This window comes from Vibrio sp. E150_011 (assembly GCF_053544015.1).
Map to the genome: position 1 here is coordinate 216,915 of NZ_JBHFOL010000001.1, position 21,721 is coordinate 238,635.

Annotated in this window: 15 protein-coding genes; 5 read left to right on the forward strand and 10 right to left on the reverse strand. The window is 44.7% G+C overall.

Annotated elements, in window-relative coordinates; translation table 11 throughout:
* Positions 1–70 precede the first annotated feature (70 nt).
* Positions 71–1,984, reverse strand: a complete 1,914-nt coding sequence (locus ACE1OE_RS00825; RefSeq protein WP_449209759.1) for a hypothetical protein — start codon at positions 1,982–1,984, stop codon at positions 71–73.
* Between the two features lie 99 nt (positions 1,985–2,083).
* A complete protein-coding gene (locus ACE1OE_RS00830) occupies positions 2,084–4,342 on the reverse strand; it encodes a hypothetical protein (RefSeq protein WP_449209760.1) in 2,259 nt (752 codons plus the stop codon).
* Between the two features lie 612 nt (positions 4,343–4,954).
* Between ACE1OE_RS00830 and ACE1OE_RS00835 the strand changes: the two genes are divergently transcribed.
* Both ACE1OE_RS00835 and ACE1OE_RS00840 read left to right on the forward strand, forming a co-directional pair.
* Positions 4,955–5,449: an RNA methyltransferase gene (locus tag ACE1OE_RS00835; protein WP_449210094.1), complete on the forward strand. Its 495-nt coding sequence runs from the start codon at positions 4,955–4,957 to the stop codon at positions 5,447–5,449.
* Positions 5,450–5,910: 461 nt separating this feature from the next.
* On the forward strand, positions 5,911–6,714 hold the full coding sequence (locus ACE1OE_RS00840; protein WP_449209761.1) for an SDR family NAD(P)-dependent oxidoreductase: 804 nt from the start codon (positions 5,911–5,913) through the stop codon (positions 6,712–6,714).
* A gap of 84 nt (positions 6,715–6,798) precedes the next feature.
* On the opposite strand, the gene ACE1OE_RS00845 is transcribed toward ACE1OE_RS00840, so the two are convergent.
* Together ACE1OE_RS00845 and ACE1OE_RS00850 are read right to left on the reverse strand one after the other, a co-directional pair.
* Positions 6,799–7,710, reverse strand: coding sequence for a LysR family transcriptional regulator (locus tag ACE1OE_RS00845; protein ID WP_449209762.1), 912 nt, complete (start codon positions 7,708–7,710; stop codon positions 6,799–6,801).
* A 172-nt stretch (positions 7,711–7,882) separates the two neighbouring features.
* A complete protein-coding gene (locus ACE1OE_RS00850) occupies positions 7,883–9,880 on the reverse strand; it encodes a HAMP domain-containing methyl-accepting chemotaxis protein (protein WP_449209763.1) in 1,998 nt (665 codons plus the stop codon).
* A gap of 154 nt (positions 9,881–10,034) precedes the next feature.
* Between ACE1OE_RS00850 and ACE1OE_RS00855 the strand changes: the two genes are divergently transcribed.
* From ACE1OE_RS00855 to ACE1OE_RS00865, 3 genes are all read left to right on the forward strand, one after another.
* The gene (locus ACE1OE_RS00855; RefSeq protein WP_449209764.1) at positions 10,035–10,955 is read left to right on the forward strand and encodes a LysR family transcriptional regulator; all 921 of its coding nucleotides are present in this window, start codon (positions 10,035–10,037) and stop codon (positions 10,953–10,955) included.
* Between the two features lie 224 nt (positions 10,956–11,179).
* A complete protein-coding gene (locus ACE1OE_RS00860) occupies positions 11,180–12,412 on the forward strand; it encodes a hypothetical protein (protein WP_449209765.1) in 1,233 nt (410 codons plus the stop codon).
* Between the two features lie 71 nt (positions 12,413–12,483).
* On the forward strand, positions 12,484–13,149 hold the full coding sequence (locus ACE1OE_RS00865; protein ID WP_449209766.1) for a hypothetical protein: 666 nt from the start codon (positions 12,484–12,486) through the stop codon (positions 13,147–13,149).
* Positions 13,150–13,308: 159 nt separating this feature from the next.
* Here the strand turns inward: ACE1OE_RS00865 and ACE1OE_RS00870 are convergent, their stop codons facing one another.
* From ACE1OE_RS00870 to ACE1OE_RS00895, 6 genes are all read right to left on the reverse strand, one after another.
* Complete coding sequence (locus tag ACE1OE_RS00870) at positions 13,309–14,955, reverse strand: ABC transporter ATP-binding protein (RefSeq protein WP_449209767.1); 1,647 nt, start codon at positions 14,953–14,955, stop codon at positions 13,309–13,311.
* A 15-nt stretch (positions 14,956–14,970) separates the two neighbouring features.
* Complete coding sequence (locus ACE1OE_RS00875; RefSeq protein WP_102469427.1) at positions 14,971–15,993, reverse strand: ABC transporter permease; 1,023 nt, start codon at positions 15,991–15,993, stop codon at positions 14,971–14,973.
* Entirely contained in the window at positions 15,994–17,082 is a 1,089-nt protein-coding gene (locus ACE1OE_RS00880) for a microcin C ABC transporter permease YejB (protein WP_102469428.1), read from the reverse strand.
* A gap of 9 nt (positions 17,083–17,091) precedes the next feature.
* On the reverse strand, positions 17,092–18,918 hold the full coding sequence (locus ACE1OE_RS00885; protein ID WP_449209768.1) for an extracellular solute-binding protein: 1,827 nt from the start codon (positions 18,916–18,918) through the stop codon (positions 17,092–17,094).
* 166 nt (positions 18,919–19,084) lie between these two features.
* On the reverse strand, positions 19,085–20,053 hold the full coding sequence (locus ACE1OE_RS00890) for a diguanylate cyclase (RefSeq protein WP_449209769.1): 969 nt from the start codon (positions 20,051–20,053) through the stop codon (positions 19,085–19,087).
* Positions 20,054–20,278: 225 nt separating this feature from the next.
* Positions 20,279–21,631: a carbohydrate porin gene (locus tag ACE1OE_RS00895; RefSeq protein WP_449209770.1), complete on the reverse strand. Its 1,353-nt coding sequence runs from the start codon at positions 21,629–21,631 to the stop codon at positions 20,279–20,281.
* Positions 21,632–21,721 lie beyond the last annotated feature (90 nt).

A 21,721-nucleotide genomic window follows, 5' to 3' on the forward strand; every position in this document is an offset into this window, starting at 1 on the left:
CGGCGATAGCCAAGGATTCAGCTATCGCACATTTGAACGCGCCCTTCAGCGCATCAAAGAATCGCCTACGCTACTCTAACCAAGAGATATTCCTGATTTCTATATCGCTACGAGTCGGTGCACTACCACCAGATTCTGAATAGACATCTCCAATAGTAAATGGAGAGTTAACAACGCTTAGATCAGCATTGGCTGCATTAGAGAAGTCGCTAAGGTCAATCGTATATTTGACCCAGTCCGTTGTCAGGGTGTAACCCTGTCCAGCGTTAAATCTTACCCAGTGATTCGACCCACCAGAAGCCGTCGTTTGGTAGCCCAAATCAAACCCGAATCGTGCCAAGACACTTTCTCCGCCGTCAACGCCACGGATCTCAAACGTCATTTTCGTTGACTGGGTTAAGTTACTGGTTTGGTTGTTAATGCCAACACCAGCGCCCCACCCCCAATCTTTCGCCGTTGCCGGGTTAGCCGCGATAGTCAATACACCAGTGTCAGCATCCACCCCCGCCCATGCCGTGGCAGGGTTATCCCAACCATAGGCAATAGCACCGTCATAAAGAACGCTTCCTAATACTCTAAACTCGCCATCTTGTGGCGGCGCTGTCACTGGCGCATACGGAGGAGGCAGCACCGAATCCATCAATGTCAGTTCATCCCCACCAAAACTGGCAGTGAATGAAGACACATCGCCACGGGTCAACCCAAGATCATTGAGCGTATCAACCTTATCCCATGCCAAGTACTTGACGTTGCCATCAATATCAATCAGTCCAAAGTGTTTTTCAGAGTGGGTTGGATTGTTTGGGTCACCTTTCCAAGGCTCATCAAATGCTTGGAAATAGAACAGAGACGCACCAAAGTCATTGGTAAAATCGCGCATATCGTCATAGAAGATTTTCTGTTTATATTCATCCGCCGCTTGTGTTCCGCCAGCGCCAAACATTTCTGAAGACACGGAAGACCAACCCGTTTCCCCTATGTGAATAGGCAGGCTTGAATCAATGTTATGAACGAAAGTTTGCACGTCGGCAAATTGATCGAGGGTACGGTCAAACGCTTTATCCATTGACGCATCGATTTGCTCTTTCAGCGTTGAACTCTGAAGGCTTTCTGGGACTTTCCATTGTTCAGAGAATGTTGGATCATAATAGGTGTCGTGGTGGGCATAAGAGTGCATAGAGACATAATCAACGGTTTCGATTAAGGCCTTTAGACTCGCTTGGTCACCGGTATTACCGCTTGGGTCCGTACCCGCCCACACCGCATAGTTGTCCGAAGAGGTAACCCAGATACGAGAGGTGCTTTGATCATCAAATTTCCAGCTTTGTAAATCCGTCACATGATCCAAAATAATTTTAGGCACCACATGGTACTCAGCCCAGTTGACCATTGCTTCGTTACCCACAGCAATCACTTTGACAATTTCCGGATAGGCTAACGCCAGCTCTTTCGCTTTTGCTATTTCCAACGCATTTTTAGGGCTTTCTTGGTCATGAATGACCGGCTGATCGGTCCAAGAGTTTAGCGCTTCAATCCAAACCCCCAACATTACATACATTTCAAAACTGCTGTCTTCGGCTTTCAACTCCCTAATCGCTTGTAAGAGATTTTCTGTATTACTCTTACCATCTAACCCGATAAAACCTCGCGTGTTATACGTTCGCAGCACCTTAATTCCCATTGCTGCCAAAATTTTCATGTCTTCTTTTTGTTGGTCGACAGTGGGCACGTTGGCACCGGACTCTCGAACCGTCGTGCGCCATGCTCCATAAGATATAGCAAGATAATCAGGGTTACCCAATAAAGCATCGCCGTTAGCCGCGGTAGGTTGAATAAGCGGGATTGGCTGAGGAGTTAACTCCGTAGAATCAGACCCACCTCCACCGGGCGTTGAAGGCGTGGCGGTGAGTTGTTCATCGCCACATCCCGACATCGCAAGCGTTAAACCGACTAGCATTGCTGCTTTTAAACTGCATTTTTTCATTGCTTCTTCCTTGCACACTTTTATTTTTATGTCTATCGCGATTCATTTCATCAATTATAAAGGCCCCTAGAACACCCGTTCCAGAGACCTGAGGCAGTATTAATTTGCAGTAATAGAAACGTTATCGAAATACGCCGTCACTTCGCATCCTGCGACCGCGCCACACACCGGCTGTAGCAGCATAGAGACGCCCCATTCAACATCAGATCCAGTAGTCACATCGAAGCTATGACTTACCCAATCATCGGTAGGCATAATAGATAGTAATGGGTCTGTCTTAGACACCCCTGCCGATCCTTCGGAGAACAGTAGTGCATTAACAACGCCTCCATCACTCGCCGAGCCCTTCAAATCAAAAGATACCGTTAAACTTTGACCAGCCGTGATCACACCTTCTCCAATTCGATCTTGTTTAATGAATGGGTTTTGCGCCTCAGGTGCGACTAACTTGGCCAAATACGTTCCACCGGTATCTTGTTCAACAGTCATATGCGCGCCTTCCACCGCCCAGCCTTCAAAACTACCCAGTTCAAACCCACCATTCACGACTAAACCCGTATCACCAATATCCCCTACACCGTCAGTCGGCCCGTCCGGCACGGCTGGCACATCCGGCTCTTGCGTGGCGCCAGTAGCGAAGAAATTGACGTTATCGATATGGAACACCGCACCATTGCCTGTTCCCCATGCTGGAAATACCATCACCAAGTCTATGGCACTTAGATTCACGCCTTGTTTGGCGAAATCTGCCAGGTTAAAGCTAAAGTGTTGCCAATCGGACGTCGGGGCACTCGGCAAATCAACCTCAAGGGGCACACCTTCTACACTTTCAATTTTTAACTTCCAGGTTGCGGCGCCATCCGTTGGCGGAGTCACGAGTTTAAGGTCAAACTCTAATGTCCCTGTCTCTGCAAGCGCGCTTGCGTCATAAGGCACACCATCCACGGCGGTATGGCCAGTATCTTGAGCATCGCTTCGAGTCGTAAACCCGAGTACGGTTGCACCCACTACTTCAAATTTCGTGACGTTACCGTATTCGCCATCCTCAACAATAGAAGGGGTTGTGCCACCACAGCAGTCCCACGCCGCCCATTTAGGGTTGGCTAAATCAGAATAAATGGTAAAAGCAGGTGTCTTTTCATCGACAGGCGGTTCCACAGGCGGCTCTACGGGTGGCGTCACTTCATCATCCGCCTCAACAAACGTCACATCATCCCAATAGAAAGTTTTGTCTTCATTGGCATCAACTAAGAAATCAAAGAAAATCGATTTTTTGTCAAAAATGTCGCTGTCATTAATTGAGCCGCTATTTAAGTCGGTAAAATCAAACGTCAGTTTTTCCCAAGATTGTGCAACCGTGGTATGCACTAATACTTCTGCAAACTGACTATCATCGGCTTGATTTTCGACCTTAAGTAAAACTGGCACGCTCGTTTCTGGTGAATAAACCCACACGGATACTTTACTACGATCAGCAGTCAAGTTCAGGCGAGTCGTGTCACCCAGCGTTGTACCCGCCCAATCTTCAGCAGACGCCGGTTTGTCGGTTTTAATCACGGTATTATTACTACTTGCGGGCGCGACATCGGTATAGATTGGATTGGTTGCATTTAGTACTGTCGTCGCTCCACCAAAATCTATCATCGCACTTGTGATGTCTAATTTATCACCGGCATCGGCGTCAGGGTTTGGTTGCGGATCCGTTGGGGTCGAGGAATTACCATCTGAGGTAAACTCAACATTATCGACACGATACACAGCGCCAGCCCCCTCTCCCCATTTAGGGAATATAAGAACGTTGTCAATGCTCGACAGATCCAAGCCGCTATTAGCAAGGTCAGCGAGTGTGACGGTGACATGCTGCCAGTTTTCTGTTGGTGTAGTCAGCTCAACCTCAACCGCTTCACCTTGATTGCCATTTTCTGGCCCGCCGTTACTTTCTAATTTCACCGCCCAAGTTGTCTCTCCAGGGCTGGTCATCAGCTTGATATCAAACTCTAGCGTACCCTCTAGTTCATAAGCACTCGCATCTAACGCGCCACGAGATTCAGCTCGAACAAAACCCAATACTGCGGGTGTATCCCCTACTCGAAACTCGGTTACCGTTCCATACTCATTTAGTTCTTCTGGATTAGTAGGCGTTGTCCCGCCACAGCAATCCCATGTCGGCCAATAGCTATTTAGCGAGTCTTTAAACACAACGAAATCGTTACCGGTTTCTGGTACTTCAGGTACATCTGGTGTTTGAGGGGTTTCATTCACCGCCAAACTATCATCCCCACAACCCACCATTGCCGCTGACAACGCTGCCACAAGTGCAACATTCGCCAGTTTAAAACTTCTATTTGATGTTCTCATTCCACATATCCTTGGTAGTCAATAACGTCATGTTTACGTGCTGCTAATCCACATCACAATGAAAGCGCTTTCTTTGTAGCTTATGAAGCCATTTAAATTTCGCCTTCTCATTGCAAGTTTAAAATCCATTATAAGCCTAATTACAACCTCAAAGGCCCATCATTCATCCAGACGCGGCGCTAATCTTCTAGATTTACTAATAGTAGCTCACCTAACACAAAAGAAAGCGCTTTCCTAAATAATCATAATAGCTCAGCTCTTTGAAAATTATTCTAGCCAACCTGACTTATAAAATCTGCCTTATCCGTTAAAAACGTGCATTAAACCATCATATATTGCTCATGAACGATGAAAATCGTGAGCAAAATCGAAATTATCAATAATTGAATTAAAATGAATAACAATCGCACAAAAACCAGACTAGCAAGCGCTTTCTATCTCCAACACGATGCAGTAGATATCAATAGCAAGAATTGACGACCTAAAACATTGCCTATCACACCGATCCCCCCACTCTTTTTACTTTTTTTAAATTCAACGCTTATCAATGCGTGATTTCTCGGTATACTCCTGAGCCTAACTGTTTAGAGGAATCCGTTTGTGGCAAATGAAATGTCTGTTGTTATTGGTCTAGTGAACCCAAAGAGCCCTACCAACGTAGGGGCGGTTATGCGTGCGGCTGGTTGTTATCAAGCATCGGAAGTTCGTTATAATGGTGAACGATTTGCTCGTGCTGCTAAATTTCAAACCGACACGAAAAATGTTCACCAAACGATTCCTCTTGTGGCTGCACAAAATCTTATTGGTAACTTAGCGCCTAATAGCGAGATTGTATGTGTTGAATTGGCGGAAGGTGCTACCCCGCTTCCTGAGTTTAGTCACCCAGAAAATGCTATGTATGTCTTCGGGCCAGAAGATGGCTCAATACCACAAGAGATTGTCGATAAAGCGAGTCATGTGGTCTATGTGCCCACTATCGGTTGCATGAATCTTGCCGCTACGGTAAATGTCTTGCTTTATGATCGATTGGCCAAATCGACTCAAGCTATTGATCATGCTGAGCGAATTAAGAGCAGTCGCGATAAGAATAATCGCCTGAAGGCGTAATCAAGCCCAGGTCTTTTTTCTGACGCAAAGTTAGGGCAAAGGCCTGCTATTCAATGCAAGTATCAACGCCACTCATCCATCGCTCTAATTACTTGGTTTACCCATACATGTCGGTTGCCATAATTTAAATTGTCGGTTGCCCCCATTTTTTCCCACCCGTTTAACGCTAAATAAATCGGTTTCAAATCTCACGCTGTGACGAACTAAAAGAAGTGAGCTTTGTTATGTCCTAACAACGAAAGCCGCTCATTATCAATAGAAACTAAAAACTGATTCGCTCTTTACCAATATTATCTTTTCAATCAATGGTGTTAGGCTTAACTATGTCGGCCGGAAGCGTCATCACCGTCGTATTACTGACTACACTAAATAGTAGTCCGTGAATAATAGATTACGGATTAATTATAAGGGATGTAGACTTTTCCAAGATGAACCCGTTTTTTCAATAAGAGAGCTCTAACATGCAAAAATCTATTCTAGTAACAGGCGCGACCGATGGTATCGGTTTGGAAACCGTTAAGATGCTTGTTACAAAGGGGCATCATGTCATCGTCCATGGCCGCAGTGCAGACAAAGTACAGCACGTAAAGGAACAACTCATCGCACTCGATTCTTCAGCGCGTGTCGATACCATCGTTGCAGATTTATCGGTAATGTCGTCCATCGACACGATGGTTACAGAGGTATCGAACAGATTTTCTTCCCTTGATGTTCTAATCAATAATGCGGGGGTATTCAACACGGTATCAACCATTACCGCTAACAATCTTGATGTACGCTTTGCAGTGAACACTCTCGCCCCTTATATACTGACATCAAAATTGATACCATTAATGGCACCATCAGGACGTATCGTCAATCTGTCTTCAGCTGCCCAATCCACCGTCAACCTTGACGCACTTGCTGGCAACAAGTCGCTATCACATGGCGAAGCGTATGCGCAAAGCAAGCTCGCACTAACAATGTGGTCACGTGTATTAGGACTGCGTAATAAGGTGCAAGGGCCAATGATTGTATCCGTTAACCCAAAATCGCTTCTGGGGAGTAAAATGGTACAAGATGCCTATGGGATTGCTGGCAGTGATTTAAGCGTCGGTGCCGATATCTTAGTGCGAGCAGCGCTTTCTGAAGAATTCGCTCAAGCACACGGTCAATATTATGATAATGACATCGAAACCTTCGCACCGCCACATCGTGATGCGCTTGACGATACGAAGGCCCAAGAGGTGATAGACGCACTTGATATCCTTTGGGCAGGTCGCTAACGTCTCGTGAACCGAATTGACTCATTAATTAACTAACAGGTATCACGTGGCAATCATGATCACGTATATACGATCTAATCAGCCCTATTGGTTTCCTTGTTGTAGCACATCCCAATAGGGCGGTTGCCCAAAGTAGTCGGCAAAGTAATCAATAAATGCGCGAACTTTTGGCGCGATAAGTCGCGAGCTGGGGTAAACAGCCCAAAGTGCCGTTTCTTGCACGAGAGGCGAATCTTTTAAAATTTCAACTAGTTGACCGCTTGCTAATCCCTGATACGCACTCCACGTTGAGTTTATTGAGATCCCTAACCCGTCGATTGTTGCTTCACGTATCGCATCACCATTATCTGTACGTATGCACCCACGTGTCTTTACCGTGACCATCCCACTCGATGTACTAAAATTCCATGAGTCTAATCCTGCAAGATTAATGCATCGGTGCTTCACTAAGTCTTGGGGCGTTTGTGGTTCTCCGTATCGCTCAAGGTACTCTGGTGAGGCACAGACGATCCGGTGATCAGGCGCAAGCTTTCGCGCCACCAGCGTTGAGTTTTTCAACTCGGCGTTACGGATTGCAATGTCAAATCCCCCTTCTACCAAATCAATCATGGTATCGGAGAAACGAAGGTCCATCGTCAAATCGGGATACTGCTGCAAAAAACCTTTCAAGGCGGGGATAAGGTGCATACGCCCAAACGACGCGGGGGCAGTAATTCGTAATGTCCCTGACGGTGAGGTATGACCTGCGCCGACAGAACCACGAGCCGCCTCAACACTCGCAAGCACTTCTTCAGCATGGGGTAAAAACGATTCGCCCTCTTCTGTAAGGGATACTTTGCGCGTTGTGCGATGAACCAAGCGTACACCTAAACTCTGCTCTAGTTTACTGATATGCGCACTTGCCACTGCAGGCGATAAGCCCAGCTCCTGGCCGGCCAAACTAATATTATGAGTAGAGGCAATGCGAACCAGTAGTTTCAAATGTTCAATATTCATGGCGATTTTCAACAAGATCTTAAAAGTAATATTAAAATCTATCTAATTATCAGGATAATCGCTAGTAAAGCAGAAAAACAACCGTCAATTGACTATTTCAGTATGACCAAAAAACTAGGCGCTCATTCATGAGCGCCTAGTTTTCATTCAAATGTAAAGCGTGGTCGAACTGCTAGCATTTAAATTGGGCAACCTGCTCATTGAGCTGTTTGACCCGTGCTGTTACATCATCGGTCACAGTGTTAGCATCGCGAGATTGTTGAGCCACCACTTTCAGTGATTCATTGATTTCATTGACCAAGATTGATATCGACTGCGTAGCTGAAGCTTGCTGCTCAGCGGTGGTCGCGAGTGCGCTCATCTGATCATTAACGTTTTCAACTTGCTCACCTGTCGACTTAATTCTTTGAGCGGCGTTGTTAGTATGCTCAACCGCTTGATTTGCGATGTGAGTACCAATGCTGATTTGCTCCGCTACTTTCCCTGTTGACGACTGTATCGCTTGAATGATGCCATTAATCTCACCGGTTGATTCCGTCGTCCTACTCGCCAGAAGTCGAACCTCATCGGCGACGACAGCAAAACCACGCCCTTGCTCTCCGGCTCTTGCGGCCTCAATCGCGGCATTTAACGCCAGAAGATTGGTCTGCTCGGCCAACCCTTCAATCACCTCGGTTACTTTACCGATCGCTTGACTCTCTTGGCTCAAGGTTTCAACCAATCGTTGTGTTTTCTCTATGGCTTCAGATAACGAAATCATACTGTCTTGATTAGCCCTTAGTGCGACCTCACCATTTTGAAGCTCGGCCTTGGAGTTAAATAAGGTCGTTGATGAATCTTGGACTTGTTGCGCAGTTTGCTCTGCGCCAACGGCGACTTCTGACAATGAATGTCCAATCTCATCTACGTGCTGTGATTGACGCTCCATACGTTGCAAACCGTCCTGACTCGATTGTATCAACTGTGTCATTCTTTCTTGCACTGATGTGGCATTCTCCGTCACGCCACCGACAAGATTCGCCAAGGACAGGTTCATTGTGTTTACCGAGCGAGTCAACTCTGACAATTCATCACTCCCTTTAATGACCAGAGCTGGATTTGACACATCCCCTGCCGCGATTTGTTGTGCTCGACCGGCGATGGTTCGAATACGCGCCCCTATATGTTGTCCCATCACACTCGAAACAACCAATGCAGATAACAACGCGATACCACAACTTGCCATCAGGATCACCACAACAGTCGCAATGCTAGTTGCAATGTTTCGTTCCGTGTTGGACGCATTAGTTTGTTGTTCAGACACAATGGTATCTAAGCGAGTTTGCATGTTATCGACAGCAGGAATTAATGAGGCGGTCATCAAATAACTCGCTTGGTCCCAATCAGAAGATTGACGAATTTTGATCACTTGGTCTGCAAGTGGAAAATAGAGAGCTTTCATCTCATTAAATAACGACCACAAACTTTGGTCACTCGCACTAAGCAACGCTGTTTTGCTCGCGATTTCGTTCACAACCTGTTTGTGGTATTTCATCAAATCATTGTACTTTTCAAGATAGTCTTGCTGTCCATACTGCAAGTAATCACGCAATGCTGCTAACGCATTAGCAAGCGAGGTATATCCATCAGCATACAGCTTAAACAAGCGTTTTCGCTCGCCACCCTCAGATCGACCCGCTTCATCGTTAATCAAACCTTGCAACTGATCGAGGGCAACTTCGGCAATCGGAGCGGCTTCGTTCATGAACATAGAGTGAGCAGGAAGGTTGTCGTCACTGTGGCTCAACGTTAGAATTTCTTGAGCCGTACTTTTTATCTCACTCCAAGACTCATCGAGCCCGTTATAATGCGGAACTGAAATTAATGACTCTAAACTGATCAGTTGAATATCGGTCGTATCAAAGGCATTTAATACGAGTTGCTGGCCACTTTCACGTTCTGCTTCAGAACTATTTAGTAGCATGTAACCTCGTAATAGAGACACCGTAGCCTGAAGAGATTGTCCAACTTGACGGCTCGCATCAACCGTTGGGAGATCATACTGCAACAAAGAGCGAGTTTGGTCTTGTACCTGCGTAATACTTCGATAAACAAATAACGAAGAGACGATAAACAGTACACCAAGCGCTAGAAAACTCATCCTGAGCTTACCCGATATCGAAAGCGTCATTCTTAAATCCTTTTATAAATCCTTTAACCTCAGTCACTATATCGGCAAGCGTAACAAAATCTACATAATTTATTGTAATTTATGTTAATTACCCTTTACGCCCCATAACATTTATTCTTACTATGAATAGGTCACTTGTCGTTAAGGATACCGTATGGCTAAAGATCTCTTTTCTAATCTCGACCTCAATTTATTGCGTACGTTTCTTATTTTGAATCAAGAACGCAATATGAGAAAAGCCTCCGAACGCTTGTTTGTCTCTCAACCGGCAGTGAGTAAAGCCTTACAGCGCTTAAGAGACCACTTTGATGATGAACTCTTTGTCAAAACTCATCATGGCTTAAGAGCGACAGAGAAAGCCAACATTCTCGCAGAGTCTCTCTCCCCTATATTAGATGAGCTATCCAATGCCGTGAATCATTCATCAGAATTTGATCCCAGTGCATTAGATGGCACCATCAAGATTGCAATGTCACCTTTTTTCTTATCTAGCACCGCAAGTAAATTGTTTCGCTCAATAAGAGAAGAAGCGCCGAACACACAGATTCAGCTATTAAACTGGGGTAAAACAACACTACAAGATATCGTTAATGATGATGTTCAACTCGGTCTCAACTATTCAATCGCACACGCCCCCAAAGAGTTGGTTCAAACGCGCCTAACTACCGATACTTTTAAAGCTTATGTTAGAAAAGGTCACCCTTACGACAAAGATGTCATTCAGATGCAAGATGCTGGGAGTTTTGAAGTGGCGACATTAATCGCTGCAGATTGGAACTCAAACTTATCTAACACAGAAAAAGTCTTAAAAGTTAAGGGGATCGAACCCAACGTTGTATTCCGATCCGAGTTGCCATCGGCAGTTATCGATGTAGTTAAAAACTCCGACATTCTCTTTCCAGGCTCCATGTATCTGAACCTTGACGCCCATCCTGGATTGCGTTCAATTAACATTCAATTTGGGAACTCTGCCATTAACACCGACATTAACAGTTATTATCACTACAAAAACAGAAACAATGCGACCACTCAATGGTTGAGAAAGAAACTTCGTCTAAGCCTAGAATTAGAATAAGCCCCCTCATACTCCCCTCAAAACCTTATCGTGTTCATGCTTGATAACCAGCGGTTATCAAGCCCATTCCTCTTTTTTATTAATAACTTAGTGTTATTTGTATGATAAAACCGTTTCATTAGAGCGCGTTCTTCTCAGTCCCTATACTTCTCTCATCGGCTAGGAACGCCACTTCACAAGCATGAAGCACACTTTTAGTTCCAACACACTTTTGAGAGAAAAGCATGAAACTTAAACTTATCAGCACACTTATCGCCGCGTCTTTTTTAGCTGGCTGTTCTTCTAGCGGTTCAAGTAATGGCGGCGAGTCAGGCCCTGCTCCTCAAGATGGGTTTGCAGATGTCACAACCTATGAAGGTGATATTTTCAACGCAGCGCTTATTCAAGGTGATGAAGGTGAGCACAATGCTCTTGTCGCTGTTGATAACGAAGGAAGTGGTTACATCCACTTAAATGGCGACACTTACTTTGTTAAGAACGGTGATGTTACCGATAAGAATGGTGATGCTGTCGGCAGTATTCAAGGACAAGACGATGGCTACATCTTTCATGGTAACAACGGTGGTGAAATAACTCTGACAAATGTTGATGGCCGTTTAGTTATTTCAGACTACCATCCTCCTCGCCCTGATAATGAATTACCGATCATCGACCCTGACTTTGATGGTGGAACTCTTCCGACTTACGGAGATATATTAGAGGTGGGTGGCGCTATCATAATCCAAGGTGATGATAACAACAATGCGATCATTCGTACCGATGGCGATGGTAACGCTATCATCGCCATTAACGACTACGACAACATGTACGTAGTAAAAGACGGTGCATTGATTAACGATAAAGGTGAAACCGTTGGACATATCCAACAAGATAATGGGCAATATACAGTCCGTCTTGACGATGGTACCGAGGTAGTGTTTAGAAATGAAAATGGCCGTTTGTTCGCTGCAGTCATTGCTAGACCAAATCCCGACAATGACCTTCCTATCATTGACCCTGGGTTTGATGGTGGAACCCTACCAACTTACGGCGATATTTTAGAAATAGGTGGAGCTGTTGTTATCCATGGTGACGGCGATAATAATGCAATCATTCGAACTGATGGTGACGGTAACGCTATAATAGCAGTCAATGATTACGACAATATGTATATCGTCAATGATGGCGCACTCATCGATGACCAAGGCAATACCATTGGACACATACAGAATGAAAACGGTCAATATACTGTTCGCCTTGATAATGGTACAGAAGTTGTTTTTAGAAACGAAAATGGCCGACTATTCGCCGCTGTAATCAATCAACCAAGCCCAGAAAGCACCAACAACCAAGGACAGCGCATTAATTCTGTATCCCAAGAAACTGTTAATGATGTGAAAAATAAGCTACGCAATTTATCTCAAGAGCAACGTCAGCAAATCAAACAGGCTGTAAAAGATAGAGTTAGCCGCTCGTAATACAAACTAATAATAATTAAAAAATCAAAGGAGCCGATTTAATCGGCTCCTTTTTATTTGAGTAAATACCAATGAAAAAACTATGCATATTGCTCTTGCTGCCTTTTCATCTCTATGCTGATCATCATGAGCTCGCTTATTACGAGCCAACGATGAGTGTGCAGACCTCTAAAGTCGGGGATTCTTGGGTTGGCACGGTTTCCGGCACCGTCCAGGCCACAGAAGAAATCAACCTCGGTTTCGAGGTTGATTCCACGGGATACCTAGAACTGGGTGCCGGATATGGCATGTTGCTCGGCGAAACTTACACCGAAGCGTTTGCCACATATGGCCGAGCTGATATTGTCGACATCTATAACGTCGGCTTATTCGCCGGGAACATGCTAGCGGACGATGTGCTTATTTTCGGTTCTAGCGCTTATGAATGGCGAAAGAACGTCATTGGTAAAATATTAGAAACAGGCGCAAGCGCTGATCAAGAATGGAAAAACAGTATTGGGGTCAGTTATACCCCGATTAACTGGTTGAATTTTAGTTATTCATTACATCATGAGCGCATAATGTCTGATACGGACTTAGAACCAAACATATTACACGCTGATTTTACCCTGACCTTCAAACCAAGATACGTCGAACCTTACGTGAAATATCGCTATGGACAGCACAGAGTCCGTCCAGGTGAACCTCGGACCACCGAAGGGACCTACGAGTTTGGATTTAATTTAAATTTTAAGTAGAAGTATTCGCTTGATTATCAACATATTCATTTTAACCGTTTTTACTTTAGTACTTGCCGAATTACTGATTCTAATTAGTTGATTTCCCCGAGTTTCATTGGGTACTCTCCCCCTCTAGCACTTCCTTGGCTAGAGGGATTTTTAAACTCTAAGGTATTATTAAAACGAAGATAACGACACTAACGTCTTTGTATAGTCATGTTGCGGAGAGGCAAACATCTCCTGTGTGTTCCCTTGCTCTACAATCTCCCCATTGCGCATTACTATCGTGTAATGACACAACGATTTCACCACGTTAAGATCATGGCTGATGAAGAGATACGTCAACGCATGTTTCGTTTGCAGTGACTTGAGCAAGTCGAGGACCTGCGCTTGTACTGTCCGATCTAGTGATGACGTGGGTTCATCTAGTAGAATAAACTCGGGTTTTAAAATCAATGCCCGCGCAATCGCAATACGCTGACGTTGACCACCAGAAAATTCATTGGGGTAACGATGCCGAGTGTCAGGGTCAAGATCGACCTCTGTCATCACCTCACAAATCATCTTATCTAATGTGTCGTCATCATGTGCAAAGTGGACCTGTAGTCCCTCACCAATCACCTGAGCCACCGACATTCTTGGATTCAACGCAGAAAAGGGGTCTTGGAATACAACCTGCATACGACTACGATATGGCAGCATACCTTTCCTATCTAAGGTTTGAATATCATGACCATCGAACTCAATTAAGCCTTCGCTTTGAACCAATTTGAGAATAGCCATTCCTGTTGTGGATTTACCTGACCCACTTTCTCCCACCAGCCCTATGGAGTGCCCGCGTTTTAGTTGAAACTGCATTTTTGTCACGGCTTTAACGTGATCAACCACCTTTTTAAAGATCCCACCTTTAACTGGAAACCAGACTTTGAGATCATTTACAGTCAGCAATGCCTTGGCATCCTCTTCAACGTCAACAGGTAAGCCACGAGGGTCAGAGTCGATTAGCTTTTTAGTGTAAGGATGAGAAGGGTTGCTAAAGACTTGTTGGCATTGACCGATTTCAACAAGCTCACCTTGTTTCATTACTGCCACACGATCCGCAATGCGGCGCACGATACTGAGGTCATGGGTAATAAACAACATTGCCATGCCGAGTTCTTGCTGCAACGCTTTCAACAGATCCAAAATTTGAGCTTGTACTGAAACGTCGAGGGCGGTAGTCGGCTCATCGGCAATCAAGAGCTCTGGTTCATTAATCAGCGCCATTGCAATCATAACGCGTTGCCTTTCTCCCCCTGATAATTCATGTGGGTACGCGGTTATTTTTTGTTCCGGTGAACGAATACCGACTTTTTTTAACCAAGAAATTGCCAATTGTTCCGCTTTGTTGCTGCGCATGCCGCGATGAATGGCTAAGGTTTCAACGAGCTGTCTGCCTACTTTATGTAACGGGTTGAGCGATACCATCGGCTCTTGGAAAATCATACCAATGCGACCGCCTCGAATGCCTCGCAGTTGTCTGTTACTGCATGACAGCATATCGATACCATCAAAGGTGATCTTGCCGTTCAAATAATGGCTTGATCCTTTCGGCAGTAATTTGAGCACAGAGTTAGCTGTCACTGATTTACCAGAACCACTTTCCCCTACAAGCGCGAGCGTTTCGCCCTTTTCAATGCTTAGACTGACCTCGTGCGTCACCGTTTCGATATTATCTCCACGACCAAATCCAACCGATAGGTTGTCGATGCTAAGCACCTTATTCACGCTATCGTCTTTTTGACGTTCCTGTTTTGTCTGTTGCGTCACTGACTGTTGCATCATTGCCATCTCTCAATATCAACCTTGTTGGTGCGGGTCAAACGCATCTCGAACCGCCTCACCTGCAAAAACCAGCAGAGTCAGCATGATGGAAAGCACGGCAAACGCCGACAAGCCTAGCCATGGGGCTTGCAAGTTAGCCTTACCCTGGGCAAGCAGTTCACCTAATGACGGTGAACCCGCCGGTAATCCAAACCCTAGAAAATCCAATGACGTTAATGTCGTTACCGAGCCAGACAGGATGAAAGGCATCATCGTTAAGGAAGCCACCATCGCATTGGGAAGCATATGCCTTAACATGATGCGCTTGTCGCTGACACCCATCGCATGCGCCGCTTTCACGTAATCAAAATTACGACAACGTAGAAATTCAGCCCTCACAACACCAACGAGGCTCATCCAGCTAAAGAGCACCATAATGCCTAATAACCACCAAAAGTTTGGTTCTACGAAACTCGACAAGATGATCAGCAAAAATAATGTCGGCATACCGGACCACACTTCAATAAAACGCTGGCCGATAAGGTCAATCCAGCCACCGTAGTAACCTTGTGTGGCCCCTACCGCAACCCCAACAATGCTCGATACGATCGTTAAAATCACACCAAATAACACGGAAATACGAAAGCCATAAATAATTCGAGCTAAAACATCTCGCCCCTTATCATCGGTACCTAACCAATTCGCAGAGTCCGGAGCTGAAGGGACTGACGCGACAATGTCATAATTAATCGTATCGTAGCTAAATCGAATAAGGGGCCAAATAATGTAGCCATTTTCTTCGATAAGGTCACTGACATATGGATCCGTGTAATCAGCTTCCGTCTCAAACTCTCCGCCAAACTCTGTTTCTGCATATTGCGAGAAAATTGGGTAATACCATTGAGAGTCGTATTCCACTAATAGCGGCTTGTCGTTGGCGATAAACTCCGCAAACAAACTTAAAAAGAATAAGAGACAAAATATCCACGTTGACCAAAAGCCTCGTTTATTGGCCTTAAAGCGCTGCCATCGCGCTTGAGTAAGCGGGTTCGTCGCCATCTATCGCGCCTCAAAATCGATACGCGGATCAACCCACATATACGTCAAATCAGAAATAATACTCAAGACTAAACCTAGTAACGTCATGATATACAAAGAACTAAATACAACGGGATAGTCTCGTTGAATGGTAGACTCAAAACCCAAAAGCCCGATCCCTTCCAAAGAGAACATCACTTCAATCAGCATAGAACCGGTAAAGAATATACTGATAAAGGCACTCGGAAATCCGGCGATAATAATTAACATGGCATTTCGAAACACATGCTTGTAAAGGATGTTGTTTTCGTCTAACCCCTTGGCACGCGCCGTCACCACATACTGTTTGTTAATTTCATCTAAAAACGAGTTCTTTGTCAGCATACTCAAGGTGGCAAAACCGCCAATTACCATGGCCAGTATTGGCAGGGTTAAATGCCAAAAGTAATCAATGATCTGCTGATACCAAGTCAGCTGGTCAAAATTACTTGACACCAACCCGCGCAACGGGAACCAACTAAAATAATTACCGCTAGCAAACAAGATGATCAGAATAATGGCGAACAAGAATCCGGGAATCGCATAACCGATGATAATCATCGCACTCGACCAGATATCGAAGCGAGAGCCATGATGGATTGCTTTGAATATCCCTAGAGGAATAGAGATAAGATAGATGATCAATGTGCTCCACAGACCCAGTGAGATCGAGACCGGTAACCGCTCCTTGATCAGGTCTATGACATTGCCACCTCGAAACAAACTTTCGCCAAAATTAAACATGGCGTAATTCTTGAGCATGTCGAAGTAACGTTCATGGATAGGTTTATCAAAGCCAAACTGTTTTCGAATGGCTTCCACGACCTCAGGATCAAGCCCACGAGAGCCCTTATAGCCCGTTGATACATCATCTGAGCTCGTATCGAGTTCAACTTCTTTTCCACCACCGCTAAAACGCTCCATCACACCGGAGTTAAGCCCTTGCATTTGAGCAATCGCTTGCTCAACAGGACCACCAGGTGCAACCTGAATGATAAAGAAGTTAATGGTAATAATTGCCCAAAGTGTTGGGATGACCAGCAATAATCGCCGGAATATATAAGCCGCCATTAATCCCTCTTATCGACGTTTTACAGGAAGCTTCTGCGCTTTCTCTTTAGACACCCACCAGGTATCAATACCTAGGTCATAGGTAGGTAAGACATCAGGGCGTTCAAATTTATCCCACGTCGCCACCCGATATTTTTTGATGTACCACTGAGGAATAGCAAAATAATTCCACTGCAGAACGCGATCGAGAGATCGGCCGAGTGCAAGTAGCTTTTCAGGATTGTCTTGATTGTCGGCAATTTCATCCGTCAACGCATCAATCACTGGGTTCATCACACCGGCAGTATTATAGGTAGAATCAATAAACTTCGAGTTCCAGACTATTTTTAGGTCTGAATTTGGGTAAGGGTTTGCAAAGTAAGACGAGGACACCATGTCAAAGTCACGATCCCTAAGTCGCTTAGTATACTGCGTTGTGTCGATAGTACGAATTCGCATATCAATGCCCATAGCACGCATATTCTTTTGGATTGGAATGGCGTATCGCTCTGTCGTCGGACTGTAAATAAGCAGCTCAAAGCTCATCTTTTCACCCGTTTTGACGTTCGTCATCGCTTTATTCTTAAGCTCCCATCCGGCTTCTTTAAATAGTGCAAAGGCTTTACGCATTTGCGGGCGAATTCTGCCTGAGCCATCGGTAACAGGAGGGTTGTACTCCTCAGTAAAAATTCGAGCAGGTATCTGATCTTTGTACTTGTTTAGCACTTCTAACTCAGCATCGCTTGGCAACCCTTTCGCTTCGTAGTCTGTATTTTGAAAATAGCTGCGTGTTCGAGTGTATTGGTTATAGAACATGTTCTTGTTCATCCACTCAAAATCCATCGCGTAATTCAGAGCTTCTCGTACTTTAGGGTCACTAAAGACAGGCTGTTGGATGTTAAATACGAAAGCTTGCGTCGCCATCGGCTTGTGGTGTTCAATCTCTTCTTTCTTGATGAATCCCTTGTCAAAGTTCACACCCGTGTATGAGCTCGCCCAAAATTTCGCACTAGATTCTTGCCTGAAGTCAAACTCACCCGCTTTGAAAGCTTCAAGCATCACAGTATCATCACGATAATAATCGTATTGAACGGTTGCGAAATTATTACGACCAACGTTAACGGGTAAGTCCTTCGCCCAATAATTCTCATCGAGCTTATAGGTCACGCTTTGACCTAGCTTGAAACTGGAGATCTTGTATGCCCCACTACCAACCGGCGGCTCGGTGAGGGGCTCCGCAAAGTCTTTGTCTTTCCAAAAGTGTTCAGGGAGTACACGAGTGCTTTGCGCTAGCCCAAACAGTTTCTCTTTGTTTGGCGTTTCCATTTCAATTCTAACCGTCAGTTCGCTGATCGCTTTTACTGACTTTACGTCTTTGTAATAAGCACGATACTGCGGCACCCCTTCTGTCATGAACTTATCAAACGTAAACTCGACATCTTTTGCCGTAATAGGCACCCCATCATTGAATCGAGCTTTAGGGTTGATGTCGATTTCCATCCACGAATAATCATCAGAGTACCTGACACGCTCTGTAATTAATGGGTAGTAGGCGTTAATTTCGTCACTAGGAGAAAACATTAAGGTGTCATAAAGGGTACCTGAGGCCGCCGCCGCGACACCGCGAGAGGCAAAACGGTTAAAGTTGTCGTAGGTACCATTTTGACCGTAGGTTACCTTGCCATATTTAGGGGCGTCTGGATTGACATAATCAAAGTGAGTAAAATTTTCAGGATATTTGGCAGTGCCGAAGCCAACGAGTGTTGTGCTCTCTATGGTTTTAGCCGTCACCGTATTGATACTGAACACCGTTACGGCTAACAAGCCAAGCTTAAGACCGAATGAAACTTTTCTCATTGCTGTCATCCCTTTCTCCCTAAAATAGAAAAAGGGCGTCTTGAGGCGTCCTTTTCCTAGTAATCTGACAATTATTTAAATTTGCTTATACTGTTATAAATAGCTGTATTTGACAGGGTTTTCAAGGGTTCGAGGGGATTGTTGGAATAATTAACGTTAAAGTTTGCTACAACCCAGCTATGCTGCCGGATTCTTGTTCGCATAAGTCACAAGTGAGGATACCCGGAGCATCTGAGCAATAAACATGGACACGCCCACTGCAGCCTTTTTTGGAGACATAAAGCGCTTTATCTGCTCGCTCAATAATACTACCTTCTCGCGCTGAGTAGGTGGCAACACCGATCGAACAAGACACACTAAACTTCTTGCCACTGCTACTGGTAAAGGTCAATGCCTCGATCTTTTTAGCAAGGCGAGACGCCAATGAATACGCTTTTTGAATATGACCACCGGGTAAAATCAACACAAACTCATCACCACCGTAACGACACAATAAATCTTCTTCTCGAGTACTTCGATTGATCGTCTTCACGATATCGACCAACACTCGATCACCAATCGAATGACCATACTTGTCATTAATAGGCTTAAAGCGGTCAACATCAATAATGAGCACCGAGTACTGAGTCCCGTCTTCTATGTACCTATTGTGTTGCTCTTCTAGTGCTAAGTGCAAATATCGACGGTTATAACACCCCGTCAAACCATCAGTATTGGCTTCTTCGAGCAGTATCTGCCTTTCTTCCATATCTTTGGATATATCGACAGCGAATCCAATGACACCAAGCACCTTACCATTTTTGACTATCGGTGAAGAGACCATAAGGTGGTACAACTCTTGCCCATCAATGGCAAAAGGGATTTTATGCTGTGTCGGTTTACTGGTCGTAATGACTCGCTTGTCGCTGGCTCTCATCAACTTAGCGGTATTATAGTCAAACAACTGCCAATCCGACTTGCCACGAATACCGTCTAATCCAACGCCAAACGTCTCGACAGCTTTTTTATTCACGTACTGGTAATGCCCATTGCTATCTTTAATAAATATATACGCGTCAACAGCGTCAAAGACTTCTGATAAGCCTAATAACTCCTCTGGTGAACCTTGGTGAGTTGATAGTATGAGCTCTAGCATATACTCGCTTTTATAAATGCATGGTGTTGAATATATTGAATGCTAGAGTTTAAACCCTAGTTTGTAATTTTTCCTGTATAAACGCAGGTTTACTAAAGCGAAAGTTTAGTTTTGATATGTAGACCACATTTTTTGAATTAAGATCACAAAAAGGCCACTAAATGCAGCCTTTTTGATTGTTTATTAGACAGTGTAAAGCGCTATTTTCGGCGCACTTTTCCTACATTACCACCAAACATCAGCTTGGAAACCCACAATAAAATCTTTATCCGCATTGCCTTGCCCATCCAAATTTGTCCATGATTCTGGTAAATACGTGGCCAGCAACCTGATTTCCGGTGCGACACCCAATGAGGTGGGTAGAATGAACGTAGGGGCAATGGTGAATTTAGACTGTTTCCACGAGTTACCATTCCAATTGTTATAAACATAGCCTACTTCACCTTGCATATAGAAGTGCTGACTGACTGGAATGGTTGGTCTAACCATCGCCGACGCCCAGTAATTATAACCGCCTTCAGTACGAGCATCACCGGTAGCCATATCATTGTATTGCGCTTGTATTGAAGGGAATAAACTCACCCCGTTTTCAAAGGTATACCCACCCCACATTAAAACACGAGCCGAAGTATCGTCATCTTCTAATTGAGTGACTAAGTATGATGCTTCTCCTGCTGGTCCCCAGTCATTATGTTGACCCTGCGCGAGTGAGCCAGGATGATAAGCGTTGTAGTCCGTAATGGTTCCACCAAGTAAGTTTCCGGCTCCCAACCCTTTACCACCTTGTACAATGATTTTTGAAAAGCCATTACCAGGAATCGCAAAAAAGCTATTAAGGTTATAAGTTGCGGTCAGGTCGTAACCTGTTTCTGCCCATTCTTTGCCTTGAACATCCCAGTTATCTGGCATGGCTTTAAGCAAGGCGGACAATTTTAGATTGCCGAAAGTAGATGAAATATTTAAAGCATGCATAAGGTTATTTAGGTTAGTCGCATTGTTGCCGACTTCTGCAGGTGCCGTCGCCCAGCGGTCTACATCTTCATTGACCCGATCACTCGCGATATAGGCTAAATCGACCATCGAATCACCTAATTCGTAGCCTTGAATGCCAATACCCGTACCAGACATATCGGTGTAGAAAAAGTCCGTCATGAAGATGTAGTTATCCGCCTTGCCGTATTCCCTTCGACCAGCCCAAAATGTGCCCGATGGCGTAATACCGTTAAGTTCGATAAACGCATTGGAAATACCCGCATCAATCGCATCCGAGCTTGACGTTAACGCAGATTCCTTCCCAGACTTGCCAATCCCAAAGTGAATTTTGAAACTTCGATCATCTTCAAACGCCCATGTACTTGCGAAGTTGGCTTTGTAATCATTGTCGGCTTCAATCCCTAGACGCCCCAATGTTTCCTTTTGCCCTGCATAGTTAGAACGTTTAAAGTCGTTCTCGGCACTGGTAATCACCCCCGTTCGAAAATAACCGTGAAATTCAAATCCTTCTGTTTCTTGTGCGAAAACCCCAGACTGCATGCTCAATGCGGCGACAACACCTAATGCTAATTTTGATACTTTCATGTAAATGTAACTCCATTTATTTTGTAAGCGCTTTCTTTAGAGTTGCTAGTAATGTTGTTAAAACGCTCTACCACTGCTATGTAAAACTAA